The organism is Micromonospora sp. NPDC005298 (assembly GCF_040607375.1).
GTDB lineage: Bacteria > Actinomycetota > Actinomycetes > Mycobacteriales > Micromonosporaceae > Micromonospora.
This window is the reverse complement of the sequence record NZ_JBEXGP010000004.1, coordinates 122,793-136,148: the sequence shown is the minus strand read 5'-3', so window position 1 is coordinate 136,148 and position 13,356 is coordinate 122,793. Positions and strand designations below refer to the sequence as shown.

Sequence of the window (13,356 nt, the reverse complement as noted above, 5' to 3'; positions counted from 1 at the left end):
GGGGGAACGGGACCGTCCCCGGTGCCGGCGTGACGCCGGCACCGGGGACGCGAGGTCGCGGGGTCAGGCGCCCTTGACCCAGTCGACAGTGAAGCGGGCGAAGAAGATCCCGCCGGTGTTGCCGACCTCGTACAGGTTGCCGACCGTCCCGTCGTTCAGCACGGCCATCGTGGAGTAGCCCGCGCCGCCCGGCTTGACCAGCGCCCGGGCCGGCCAACTCGCACCGTCGTCGGTGGACAGCCGTACGGTGAGGTCGTTGCGCGCGGTCGGGGCCGCGTTGTTGCTGAACAGGGCGGTGCGGGTGCGTACCGGCGCGCCGTTCGCGCCCACCTCGGACGGGCGCAGGTAGGAGATCTCGTCGGCGTTGCAGAGCGGGTCGGTCAGCAGCGCGCTGGCGGTGGCCGGGCCGAACGTCACAGCCCCGTCGGTGGACGTCGAGTAGAACCGGCTACGGGTGCTGTTGTGCCGCATGTTCTGCACGATGGCCCCGGTGCCGCGCTCGACGGCCTTGCTCTCGTTGATGTTCCCGCCGGCGGGTCCACCGCGTCGCCACGTCACGCCGTTGTCGTCGCTGTAGACGTTGGCGGTCTGGGTGAGACCCGCCGCGTCCCGGTAGACGAACGGCTGGATCAGGCGGCCCGTGCTCGTCTGGATGCCGTGCCCGGAGGAGAAGAACGCCTGCTGCCAGCTCGCGACCTTGATCGTCGGGTTCAGCTCGACCGGGGCGCTCCAGGTGGCGCCGTTGTCCCGGCTGGTGATGTATTGCAGGTGCAGGCTGTTCGGGTCGTTCGCCGTGTTGAGGCCGGACGAGCCGGACCAGAAGCTGATGCCCGGCCTGGGGGAGTACGTGTAGAAGCAGTAGACGGTGCCGGTCCGGCGGTCCACCAGCAGGCTGGGGTCGCCCGCTCCCTCGCTGATGGTGGCGGGCGCGTGGATGATGCGCGGCTGGTCGAAGGTACGCCCGCCGTCGGTGCTGCGGGTCATCGCGATCTGGATGTTGTTGGTGCCGCCACCGAGGTCGTACGAGCCGTTGATCCGGGCGTCCGCGACGGCGATGACCGTGCCGTTGTTGGTGACGGCCATGCCGGGGATGCGCACCGAGGCGGCCGTTCCGTCGTACCGGCCGTTGGCGCCGTTGAGGTTGCGGATGACGCTCTGGGTGGTCAGCACCGCAGTGGTGTTCATCTGCGGGGTGCCGGCGGCCAGGCCGCACGCGGTGGTGCCACGCACCGTGGTGTCGAAGCCGGGGGCGGTGACCCGCAGGGTGTACGCGGTGCCGGCGCCGACGGTCCAGTAGTGCAGGTAGTTGCCGCTGGCGGCGATGGTGCGGATCCACGGGGATCCGGTGCGCCCGGCCCAAGTGACTGTGAAGTCCCGGGCGGTGGTGGTGCGGTTCTCCAGCGCGAGCTGGAGCCGCCCGGCCGTGCAGTCGTAGCTGGCGACCGCGGACATGCCGGTGCCGCAGTGGAAGATGCCGGCGGACGTGTCGTCGAGCCCGGTCGGGGTGGTCGTGCGCAGCGTGTACGCGGTGCCCGCCGGGAGGGTCCAGTACAGGTCGTTGCTGCTGCTGCCGGCTGCGACGGTCCGGGTCCAGGGCGAGTTGGTGCGGCCCGGCCAGGTGACGGTGAAGGTCTGCGCGGTGGTGCTGCCGTTGGTGAGCCGCAGGTTGAGTCGGCCGGTCGTGCAGTCGGCGCTTGCGGTGGCGCTCACGCCGGCGGGGGCGGCCTGCGCGGGCGCGGCGGGCAGGATCGCGGCCACGCCGAGGACGGCGGCCAGGACCGCTGTCACTCGGCGCGGTAGTGCTCGGACAGGAGACACGGGATTCCTTCCGGGGGACGGGGGTACGAACGGGGGATGCAAGGCATAAGACGTCGGATATCTGATGTCGGGACGCTAACCGGACGTCCCGCCGGTCGTCAATAGATCGACGCGTGGCGGTGCACGGCGACCTGACCCTCCAGGGTGGACGGCCGGGTCGAAGCGGCTCTTTGATCGAAGATGCCGGATAGGGCGCACATATTTACATCATGTTGCGTCGTCTGGCAGGCTCGACGACATCGACCACCTTCGTCATTCCGGCGATCGGGCCCGTCCCCCGGCCCGCGACCGCCGTCGGCGACACCTGTCCGAAGGAGACTCCATGGAACGGCGCCAACTCCTCACCCTCGGCGTGCTCAGTCCGTTCGCGGCGATGCTGGCGTCGGGCGGCCCGGCCAGCGCCGCCGCGGCGCAGACCTTCGGGTTCTCCGCCGACGGCAGCAACTTCCTGCTCGACGGCCAGCCGTTCCAGATCCGCAGCGGCGAGATGCACCCGGCCCGCATCCCGGTGCAGTACTGGCGGCACCGGATCCAGATGGCCAAGGCGATGGGCATGAACACGATCGCCATCTACGTGATGTGGAACCACGTCGAGGAACGGCAGGGCGTCTTCGACTTCACCACCGATCGGCGGGACATCGCCGGCTTCATCCGCCTCTGCCAGGCCGAGGGCATGTACGTGCTGCTGCGTCCCGGCCCGTACGTCTGCGGCGAGTGGGACCTGGGTGGTCTACCGCCGTACCTGCTGCGTAACCCGAGCATCAGGCTGCGGGTCCGCACCGCCGCCGACCCCAACTACATGGCCGCCGTCACGCGCTACATCAACGCGCTCGCCGCGGTGGTCAAGCCGCTCATGGTGGCCAACGGCGGGCCGATCCTGATGGTCCAGATCGAGAACGAGTACGGCTCGTACGGCAGCGACACCGTCTACCTGGAGGAGTTGCGGCAGCTGTGGCTGCGGGCCGGGATCACCGGACCGTTCTACACCGAGGACGGCCTCGGCCAGGTGCAGGGCAACCGGACTGTCGTCACCGGTGGCGCGATCGCGCTCAGCGGTGGTGACGCGGCCGCCATCGCCGCCGCGCGCCAGTCCTTCCCGAGCGTTCCGGCCATGTCCGGCGAGCTCTATCCGGGCTGGTTGACCCACTGGGGCGACGGTGGTTTCGCCGGATCGAACACCGACATCTCCAGCCAGCTGCGGGGCCTGATGGCCGGCCGGCTGTCGTTCAACATCTACATGATCCACGGTGGCACGAACTTCGGGTACTCGGCGGGCGCGAACGCGGCCGACAACGGGTCCGGCTACCAGGCGGACATCACCACCTACGACTACGGTGCGCCGATCACCGAACAGGGCGGCCCGTCGCGGCTGTATCCGACCTACCGCGAGATCATCGGCACGGCGCTCGGGGTGACGCTGCCGGCCGTACCGGCGCCGATCCCCACCATCGTGCGTACCGGCGGCCAGGCGGTGCTGCCGGCGCCGTACGCCTCGCTGTGGGACAACCTGCCGGCCGCGTTGTCGACCCAGACGAACCCGCAACCGATGGAGATGTACGGCCAGAACTCCGGCTTCATGCTGTACCGCCGCGTCCTGCCCGGCTACACCCGGGCGACGCTGGACATCAGGTCGGTGCGCGACTACGCCACGGTGTTCCTCGACGGCGTCTACCAGGGCGGAATGTCCCGGAGCAGCCTCCCGGCGGCCTACACCACGCCGCTCGGCGTGACCGTGCAGGACGCGCCGCTGGCGTTGAAGACCTCGGCCAGTGGCAGTCCCACGCTCGACATCCTGGTGGAGGGCATGGGCCGCAACAACTACGGTCAGGCGCTCGTCGACCGCAAGGGCATCACGGAACGGGTGTCACTTGTCGACGCGGGCACCCTGACCGGCACGCTTACCAACTGGCAGACCCACCTGCTGCCCGTCGACGAGGCGTTCGTGGCCGGCCTCCGTCCGGTGATCACCAACAGCTCGCGGCCCGGCATCTTCTTCAAGGCCACGGTGAACCTCACCCAGACCGGCGACACGTACCTCGACATGTCCCGGTGGACCAAGGGCGTGGTCTGGGTCAACGGCCGCAACCTGGGCCGCTACTGGAAGGTGGGGCCGCAGCAGCGGCTGTACTGCCCGGCGCCGTGGCTGCGGGTCGGCGCCAACGACATCGTCGTCTTCGACCTGCACCAGGTGCAGGCCCAGCCGATCTCCTTCGAGGCCACCCTGAGCGGCCAGTCGGGCGCCGTCCGCCACACGGTGGTCAACCGTGCCAGCGGCAAGGCCCTCGACGTTCCGGACCTGTCCCGGGCCACCGGCGTGCAGCTGATCCAGTGGACCCCCAACGGCGGGGCCAACCAGGCGTGGCTGATGGCCGGCGCGGTGGGCGGCGTCACCACGATGACGAGCGTCAGCTCGGGTCTGCTCGCCGACGTCGAGGCCAGCTCCACGGCGGACGGGGCGCGAGTCATCCAGTGGACCGCGACCGGCGGCGGCAACCAGCAGTGGCGGGTCGTGACGGCGTCCGGCGACTTCGTGAAACTGGTGAACGTGCAGACCGGAAAGGTGCTGGCCGTGGCCGGCGGGGCGACCACCAACGGGGCGGTGATCGTCCAGCAGACCGACACCGGCAGCGCCTCCCAGCACTGGCGGCTCACGCCGGCCTGACGCCGCCGGGCCACCTGACGCCCGCCTCAGCGGTGGTCGGGACGGGTGGGTGGGGGTCGGTGGGCGACCTGTCGCGGCGCGGGGCCGCCGCGGAACGCCTGCCGACCCTCGCCCGTTCCCGCCTCCCGGTCACCGCGTCGTGGTGCGGTACGGGCGTTGCATCGAGGATGCAAAGATGGCCCCATGGGTGGGCGGAGCGACCGGAGTGGGACGTGAACCAGCGCGAGCGGTGGCACCGGCTCCTGGAGATGGTCGCCGTCGAGGGTCAACTCGACATCGAGTCCACCGCCCGCGAGCTGGGCGTGAGCACGGCGACCATCCGTCGTGACTTCGACGAGCTGGCCACCCAGCAGTTGGTGACCCGCACCCGGGGCGGCGTGGTCGTCACGAACGTGTCCTACGACCTGCCGCTGCGCTACAAGGCGGTGCGGCAGGCGTCGGAGAAGCAGCGGATCGCGGCCGCCGCCCTCGCGCTCATCCCACCGGGCAGCACGGTCGGGCTCAACGGGGGCACCACGACGACCGAGGTGGCCCGGGCGCTCGCGCTGCGCACCGACGCGAGCGGGCAGCTGTCGGCGGCCACGGTGGTCACCAACGCGCTGAACATCGCCCACGAGCTCATCGTGCGTCCGCACATCCGGGTGGTGCTCACCGGCGGGACGGCCCGGCCACAGTCGTACGAGCTGGTCGGTCGTATCGCGGAGACGATGCTCGCGTCGGTGGCTCTGGACGTCGTCGTGCTCGGGGTGGACGCGATCGACCACCAGCACGGCGCCAGCGCCCACAACGACGGCGAGGCGGCGGTCAACCACGTCATGGTGACCAGCGCGGCGCGGACGATCGTCGTCGCGGACGCCTCGAAGCTGGGCCGCCGGAGCTTCAACCGGATCTGCCCGTTGGGCGACATCGACACCCTGATCACCGACCGGGCGGCGGACCCGCAGCAGGTGAGCCTCGTCGAACAGGCGGGGGTCACGGTCCTCCAGGTCTGACGGCCCGGCCGGCGGCGCACTCGTTCGAGTACGGGCACCCGGCAAAGATGTAACTCGATGCAAATTCCCGGGTGGGTTCTTGCATCTTGAGTCAAGCGGGTGCAGCATCCATTCCATCGGCCTTCGTGAATGGCGTGATCCGCTCCGGTCACGGCCGCAAGATCGACAGCCGTGCCTCCGGCCAGCGCCGACGCGTCAGCCCGGCGCCCTCGGAGCCCGCATCGTCCCTCACCACACCGGGAGAAAACGATGATCTGGTCATCGCTGCCCGCGCACACCCGCCGTACCGCCGTCCGGGCCGCCGTCGTGGTCCTCATCCTGTTCGCCGCGATGCTGCACGCCGTACCCGCCCGTGCGGCCACACCGGGAAGCGCGACCGGCCTCACCCGGGCCGGGAACACGTACACGATCACCACCAGCACGGCCGCCCGCATCCGGCTCACCCTGGCCCGCGCGGACATCTTCCGCGTCTGGGTCGCACCCAACGGCACCTTCACCGAACCGGCGGCGAACGAGATCACCGTCCGGACCGACTTCGGGGCGGTCGCCAGCACGGCGACCGACGACGGCACCGCCTTCCGCATCGCCACCTCGGCGGTGGTCATCCAGATCACCAAGAGCCCACTGACGATGCAGGTCCAGCGCCCGGACGGGCGGCTGATCTGGCGGGAGGCGCAACCGCTCGACTGGACCGCCGGCCGCACCACGCAACGGCTGGCCCGCGCCACCGACGAGCAGTTCTACGGCACCGGCCTGCGCCTCGGCGAGTGGGCGTTGCGCGACAAGACGGTGCCGATCGCCGTGGACAACCAGTGGCGGGAGAACACCAACGCCAGCCCGGCGCCCTTCTACCTGTCCACCAACGGCTACGGCGTCCTGCGCAACACGTGGGCGCCCGGCTCGTACGGCTTCACCGCGCCGGTGACCACCACCCACAACGAGGAACGCTTCGACGCCTACTACTTCGTGGGCGACTCGCTCAAGGGGGTGCTCGGCGCGTACACCGACGTGACCGGCAAGCCGTTCCTGAGCCCGATGTGGGGCCTGGAACTCGGCAACGCCGACTGCTTCAACGCGTCCAACCCCGCCTACCAGGGCGACCACAACCGGGCCGGGCACCAGCGGACTCCCGACGTGCTGTCGTACGCGCGGGAGGCCCGCACCAAGGACATGCCGTCCGGCTGGATCCTGCCCAACGACGGGTACGGCTGCGGCTACACCGACCTGCCGTCGACGGTCGCCGGTGCCAAGGCGCTCGGCTTCCAGACCGGCCTGTGGACCTCCACCGGGCTGTCGTCAATCGACTACGAGGTCGGCACCGCCGGCACCCGCGGCGTGAAGACCGACGTCGGGTGGATCGGCGGCGGCTACCAGAACGCCTTCCGTGGCGTGCAACAGGCGGTGGACGGCATCGAACGCAACTCCGACGCGCGCCGCTACGTGTGGACCGTCGACGGTTGGGCCGGCACCCAGCGCAACGCAGTCGTCTGGACCGGTGACACGTACGGGCGGTGGGACGACATGCGGTGGACCGTGCCGGCGGTCGCCGGCGCGGGGCTGTCCGGTCTCAACTACGCCACCGGTGACGTCGACGGGATCTTCGGCGGCAGCCCGAACACCTACGTGCGGGACCTCCAGTGGAAGTCGTTCACGCCGGCGTTCATGACGATGTCCGGCTGGGGCGCGACCAACCCGGCACCCGGCTACCAGGACAAGCAGCCCTGGCGCTACGCCGAGCCGTACCTGTCGATCAACCGCCGGTACCTTCAGCTCAAGATGCGGCTGATGCCGTACCACTACACGATGAGCCGGGTGGCCAGCGTGACGGGCGTGCCGGCGACCCGGGCCCTGGTGCTGGAGTACCCGAACGACCCGGTCGCCCGGGGCAACGCCACGTCGGGGGAGTTCATGGCGGGCGACGCGTTCCTGGTGGCGCCGGTGGTCTCCGACACCGAGCTGCGCGACGGCATCTACCTGCCGGCCGGCACCTGGACCGACTACTGGACCGGGCGGGTCTACCAGGGGCCGCTCACGCTGAACGGGTACGCCGCACCGCTCGACCGGCTGCCCCTGTTCGTCAAGGGCGGTTCCATCGTGCCGATGTGGCCGCAGATGAATTACACGGGCGAGAAGCCGGTCTCCACGCTCACCTACGACCTGTATCCGCGCGGCACGTCGAGCTTCACGCTCTACGAGGACGACGGCGTCACCCGCGCCTACCGGAACGGGGCGTACGCCACCCAGCAGGTCCAGATGGTGGCGCCGGCGTCCGGCACCGGAACGGTCACCGTCGACGTGGGCGCCTCCACCGGCACGTACGCAGGCAAGCCGTCGTCGCGCTCCTACGAGTTCACCGCGCACCTGGCTGCCGCCCCGCGTACGGTCACCGTCGCCGGCGGGACGCTGCCGGCGCTCGCCACGCGCGCCGCGTACGACTCGGCGAGCAGCGGTTGGTTCTACGCGGACGGAGTTCTGCGGATCAAGGCCGGGTCGCGGAGCACCGCGTTCCAGACCCGGATCGACGGCGCCGTGCTGCCGGTCCCCGGCACGAGTACGACGCCGCCGCCGATCCCGCGCGACAACTGGCGACTCGTGTACGCCGACAGCGAGGAGACCAGCGCGGAGAACGGCAGGGCCACCAACGCCTTCGACGGCAGTCCGGCCACCTTCTGGCACACCGCCTGGTCGTCGGCGCCCGCGCCGCTGCCGCACGAGATCCAGCTCGACCTGGGCGCCACGTACCAGGTGGACGGGCTGCGGTACCTGCCCCGGCAGGACGGGGGAGTGAACGGCCGGATCGGCCGCTACGAGGTGTACGTCTCCGACAGCCCGAGCAGCTGGGGCACGCCGGTGGCCTCGGGGACGTTCGCCGACACGTCGACGCAGAAGGTGGTGCCGTTCACCGCCGCCCGCACCGGCCGGTACCTACGTCTGCGGGCCCTGAGCGAGGCCGGTGGCCGGGGGCCGTGGACCACGATGGCTGACCTGACGGTCACCGGAACCGCGTCGGGGAGCTGACCTCGCGCGGCTGTGGCCCGTCGGACAGGGTTGGCGCCCTGCCCGACGGGCCATCACCACATCCCCGGGACGGGGTCGGTGCCGGTGCCGACTAGGACAGTGACCACTGCTGGCGGGTCGCGCCGGTCGCGGTGCGCTGGACGACGTCCGCGCCGTTGTCCGTGATCGTTCCGTCGAGATCGAGCACTCGACCACTGTTGCGGTTCGTGATGGTGACGTGGGTGCCGACGCGCGTGATCCGCCACTGCTGGTTGGCCGCACCGGTGTACGTCCACTGGATCACGTCGGCGCCGTCGGCGGTCGAGTTGCCGGCCACGTCGAGAGCACGGCCGCTACGGCGGTTGACGATGCGGTGGTACCCGTTGCCGAGCGGAACGATCGACCACTTCTGGTGCAGGCCACCGTTGTCGGCCCACTGGACGGCGTCGCCGCCGTCACCGGGTGCGGCGACCGCGACCTCCATGACCTTGCCACTGGCCCGGTTGGTCAACGTGTAGCTCGCGTTCGGGTCGAACGAGCCGTTCAGGGCGTCGAGTTCCTTGAGGCTGAACCGGACGGTCATGATGTACGGGTAGCTCGTGTCCGCCGGGTCGAAGTAGCCGTACGACGTCAGCACGAACGTCCCGTCGGGCAGCACGACGTTGCCGGCATAGCCGGTGTCGCCGCTCTTGACCGAGGGCGTGAAGTCCTCCAGCAACCGCACCCGGTACTGCCCCTCCCGGGAGTTGACCAGGTCGTCGTACGAGCCGACCCAGGCCACCCAGTCGCCGGCCACCCACGCCCCGGTGTTGCTCACGCTGTTGCGGATGATGTCGCGGAAGGTGATGACGAGCCGACCGGTGGCCGGGTCGTACGTCGCGGCGTGCCGCTCGCCCATGAGGGCGCCCTGCATCTCGCGCGGCTCGGTCCAGGTGTTCCCCTCGTCGTTGGAGAAGGCGACCATGGCGTTCGTGCGCTTGTTCTGCGCGCGGGCGAGCAGCGCGAGCTGGCGACCGTCCGGCGAGCGAATGATCTCGATCTCGCAGAGGCCGGCGTACTTCTCGATAGCGTTGTGCGCGGCGAGCAGTCGGGTCGGCGTACTCCAGACGGCGTTGCCCGCGGCGTCGAAGGTCAGGTAGGTCTTCCAGTTGTTGAATCCGCCGTCGTGGAAGACGCCCAGGTACCGGAAGTCCCAGGACCCGTCGGCCTTCTTGAGCCGGACCAGGGTGGCGTGGGCGACGAAACCGGCGAAGCCGGCGTCGGCGAAGTGGTGGGTGAACTCCGACCAGGATCGGCCGTTGTCGTCGGAGTACGCGGTCTTGAACCCGCCCGGGCTCGCCGGCAGGCCACTGACCAGCAGCAACCGGGTCACCCCGTTCGGCTTGACCACCTTGTAGAGGGTCGGGGTCTCCTTGCTGGTGGCCCAGCTCGCCGGGGTGGGGAGCCGGCCCGTCCAGGTACGGCCACCGTCGTCGCTGCGCTTCAGGATGATCTGACCGGTGCCGTGGCCCATGGGGTAGACGGCGAACATGGTGCGCCCGTCGTCGAGCAGCACGGTGTCGGGGTGCCCGAGGTACTGCCCGGCCTGGCGGTCGGTGAGCACCTGACGGCGCGTGTCGTCCTTGAGGTCCAGGAACGGGATCGTGTAGTCGATGCGCATGCTGAGGTCGTTGATCTCGCCCGCCGACAGTGGTGTGCCGTACACGCGCACGTAGTCCAGGTCACCGCTGTAGTGCCACTGGGCTCCCTGGGCGTCGACGTTGCGGCCGATCCACATGCCGTTGAGGTCGCGGACGTTCGCGAAGAACCGGGTGGAGGGGTTCGTGGCGCGCACCGTCCCGTCGACGTACAGGCGGGTGCCCTCGGACCCGACGGTCAGGATGGCGGTGTGCCAGACGCCGTCGTTGTAGGGGCCGCCGGTGGACGTCACCTGCGTGGCATACGCCCCGTTCTCCCGGTTCTCGAAGTACACCGAGCCGCCGTTGAGGGAGAACGACAGGTTGCTGGAGTCGTCGGCGGTGTGCGAGGCGCTGAAGAAGCTCTTCGCGACGGCGGTGCTCGTGGACCGGAACCGGACCGCGATCGCCCCCTGGGTCAGGGTCGCCACCCGGGACACGTCGGCCGACCTGTCGAGGAAGGTGCTGCTGCCGTTGAAGGCCTGGTTGACCGGATAGTTCAGCGTCGCCGTGGCCGCCTGCGCGGTCGACACCGGCATCAGCAGGCTCAGCAGGAGCACGAGCGCGACCGTGGCGGCGGTGCCGGCCCGGGCGGCCGGGCCCGAATGTGCCCTCGATCGGCCGTTCATCGGGTGATGGTCCATTGCTGTTCGGTACCTCCGCGGTAGGTCGACTGGACGACGGCGGCGCCGTCGCTGGTCGCGGCGTCGGCGACGGTGAGCGCCTTGCCGGAGTTCCGGTTGATGATCTTGTAACTCGTTCCGACCGGGATGACGCTCCACAGTTGGTTCGCGCCGCCGTGGTACGTCCACTGCACGACGCTCGCCCCGTCGGCGGTGGACGAGCCGGACACGTCCAGCACCCTGCCGCTGCTGCGGTTGACGACGCGGTAGTAGCCGCCGCCGGCGTCGGCGACCGTCCAGCGTTGGTGCGCCGCGCCGTTGCTGGACCACTGGATGGCACCGCCGCCGTCCCCGCTGCCCGCCGGCACCTCGAGGACCTTGGCGCTGTTGCGGTTGACCACGCGGTACTCCGTCGCCGGGTCGAACACCGCGGTCGGGGTCGCCGCCGTGGACACCTCGACCTTGTCCGCCGTGACCGCCGTGCCGGACGAGCCGGCGTTCTTGCTGTTCAGCACCCGCACCTTCAGGACGTGCGGGCCCTGCGCGAGCTGCCCACTGGTGAAGACCATCGCCTGGTCCACCCGGGTGGGCGAGTACAGGTCGACGACCGTCTCCGGGCCGCCGTCGATCGAGACGCCAGCCCGGCCGTGGTTCGCCGCCCGGGCGGCGAAGAGCTTGATCCTGTTGCCGGTGAAGCGCACCTGGTAGGCGCTGTCGAGCGTGCTGCTGTAGTGGTCGTCGCGCTGGAACTGCTGAGCGCCGTTGGCACCGTAGGACCACGTGCCCGAGTAGCTGAACTGGTTGTCGCCGGTGCCCGTGGTGTTGTCGTTGACCTGGACCACGCTCGGCACGCCCGGGGCGTCCCCGATCGCGTCCACGCGGGCGAAGAACGCCTCCACGGTGCCCGACCTCGGGCCGCCCCACAGGCGCTCGGCCAGGACCTCGGCCGGCCGCTTCGCGTACTGGTCGAACCACTCGTCGGTCTGGTGCTCCACGGCGTCCGACCAGCGGGCCATCTGGTAGCCGTTGACCTTGGCGTTCGTGTCCGGTGTCCAGCTCTCGTAGACGTTCTTCGTGTTGACGTAGAGGTTCAGCCCGGGAGTCACGTACAACGTGCTCTCCGGTACGCCGACCACCGTGTGGCCCAGGTTGTAGAAGTAGCTCAACGACCCGGTGTACGGCGTGAGGACGATGTTGGTCGCCGGCTTGATGCTGGTCTGCTGACCGTTCGTCTCCCACCAGTTCCAGAGCTGGGTCGTCTTGCCGTACGAGCGCACCTTGTCGTTCATCAGGTTCATGAACTCGGTGAAGACGTCACCGGGGTAGGGGAAGCCGCGGGCCCGCGCGTAGCTGACCAGTTCGGGGCAGGCGTTCTTGGCGGCGTCGGTCTGGTACTCGTCGCCGCCGATGTGGAAGTACGGGCCGTCGAACAGCGGCACGAACTCCGACAGCAGGTTCATCACGAAGGTCCGGGCGTTGTCCTTGGTGAGGTTGAGCGTCCAGCCGCCGTTCGACCCGCCAGGCCAGGGCGCGATGTCCATCGACGGGCAGGTGAACCGCATCGTCGGGTCGTACGTCGTCATCGCCGTGGCGTGCCCCGGCAGGTCGATCTCGGGAACGATGGTGATGTGGTACCGCTTGGCGACATCCTGCAACCTGCGCAGGTCCGCCTTGCTGTAGGACTGCGCCGAGGCCAGAGAGGGGTACCGGTCGCTGCGCAGCCGGAAGCCGTTCCACTCGGTGAGGTGCAGGCGCAGCGTGTTCAGGCGTAGCCACGCCATCCGGCGGAGCAGGTTCTCCAGGTAGTCCATCTCGTAGAAGTGCCGGCCGACGTCGAGCATCACCCCCCGGTCCCGGTACTGCGGGTAGTCCCGGATGGTCCCCGCCGGCACTGTCGTCCTCGTCGCGCTCTGCTTGATCATTTGCAGCAGGGCCTGGGTGCCGTAGTACACGCCGGCCGCCGCGTTCGCGCGGATCACGACTGTCGGGCCGGCGGTCAGCAGATAGCCCTGATCGCCGATGCCGGCGTCGGTGCTCGCCAGGGTGAGCAGGATGTCGCCGGTTGCGGGTGTCGCCGACGAGACGACCGGTACGTCGGCACCGCTGATCGCGCCGAGGTCGACGCGCAGCGACGTCGCGGCCGATGACAACTGGGCGGCGTGCGCGGGGTCCAGCAGGATCCGGGACGACGGCGCCAGCGTCCAGACGCCGGTCCCTCCGGTCCACTCCCGGACGCTCGGCGCGACCGGGGGCGTCGGGTTGGCCGCCTGCGCCGCCGATGGGACCTGGAGGCCCACGCCGGCAAGCAGGGAGGCGAGTACGAGAGGAAGGAGCCGCTTGCGGGATGAGAACACAGTCACGTACCCCGATCGTTCAGAGCGGTGGAGATCCTGGGTGGTCCTTCGGACGGCTGGCGATTGTCCTACGTCAGATGTCGGACGAACTTACGAGCCATATCGACGCCCGTCAAGAGACACCCGTGCAAGGTGGTGCAATCTTCGGCGGAGCCGGAAACGCGCCGCACCGGCCTGTCTGAGCGCTCACACCGACCTTGACGCCGCCGGTGCCAGCTCCTAGGGTCTGCAACA

The 13,356-nt window shown here is 69.8% G+C and carries 6 protein-coding genes; 3 read left to right on the top strand and 3 right to left on the bottom strand.

All coding sequences use genetic code 11. The features are described 5' to 3' along the window. Window positions 1-63: 63 nt before the first annotated feature. On the bottom strand, window positions 64-1,788 hold the full coding sequence (locus tag ABZS77_RS11280; RefSeq protein ID WP_354820848.1) for an exo-alpha-sialidase: 1,725 nt from the start codon (window positions 1,786-1,788) through the stop codon (window positions 64-66). 352 nt (window positions 1,789-2,140) lie between these two features. Between ABZS77_RS11280 and ABZS77_RS11275 the strand changes: the two genes are divergently transcribed. The 3 genes from ABZS77_RS11275 (at window position 2,141) to ABZS77_RS11265 (ending at window position 8,490) form a co-directional block, all read left to right on the top strand. Next, complete coding sequence (locus ABZS77_RS11275) at window positions 2,141-4,480, top strand: beta-galactosidase (protein ID WP_354820845.1); 2,340 nt, start codon at window positions 2,141-2,143, stop codon at window positions 4,478-4,480. A gap of 212 nt (window positions 4,481-4,692) precedes the next feature. Next, window positions 4,693-5,472 (top strand): DeoR/GlpR family DNA-binding transcription regulator, encoded by a 780-nt coding sequence (locus ABZS77_RS11270; protein WP_354820842.1) that lies wholly within the window; start codon window positions 4,693-4,695, stop codon window positions 5,470-5,472. Window positions 5,473-5,721: 249 nt separating this feature from the next. After that, complete coding sequence (locus tag ABZS77_RS11265; protein WP_354820839.1) at window positions 5,722-8,490, top strand: TIM-barrel domain-containing protein; 2,769 nt, start codon at window positions 5,722-5,724, stop codon at window positions 8,488-8,490. A 91-nt stretch (window positions 8,491-8,581) separates the two neighbouring features. Here ABZS77_RS11265 and ABZS77_RS11260 read toward each other — a convergent pair whose 3' ends face one another. Together ABZS77_RS11260 and ABZS77_RS11255 are read right to left on the bottom strand one after the other, a co-directional pair. Beyond that, complete coding sequence (locus ABZS77_RS11260; RefSeq protein ID WP_354820836.1) at window positions 8,582-10,774, bottom strand: RICIN domain-containing protein; 2,193 nt, start codon at window positions 10,772-10,774, stop codon at window positions 8,582-8,584. Continuing rightward, window positions 10,771-13,128, bottom strand: a complete 2,358-nt coding sequence (locus tag ABZS77_RS11255) for a family 20 glycosylhydrolase (RefSeq protein WP_354820833.1) — start codon at window positions 13,126-13,128, stop codon at window positions 10,771-10,773. The genes ABZS77_RS11260 and ABZS77_RS11255 overlap by 4 nt, the downstream gene beginning before the upstream one ends. Window positions 13,129-13,356: the final 228 nt, after the last annotated feature.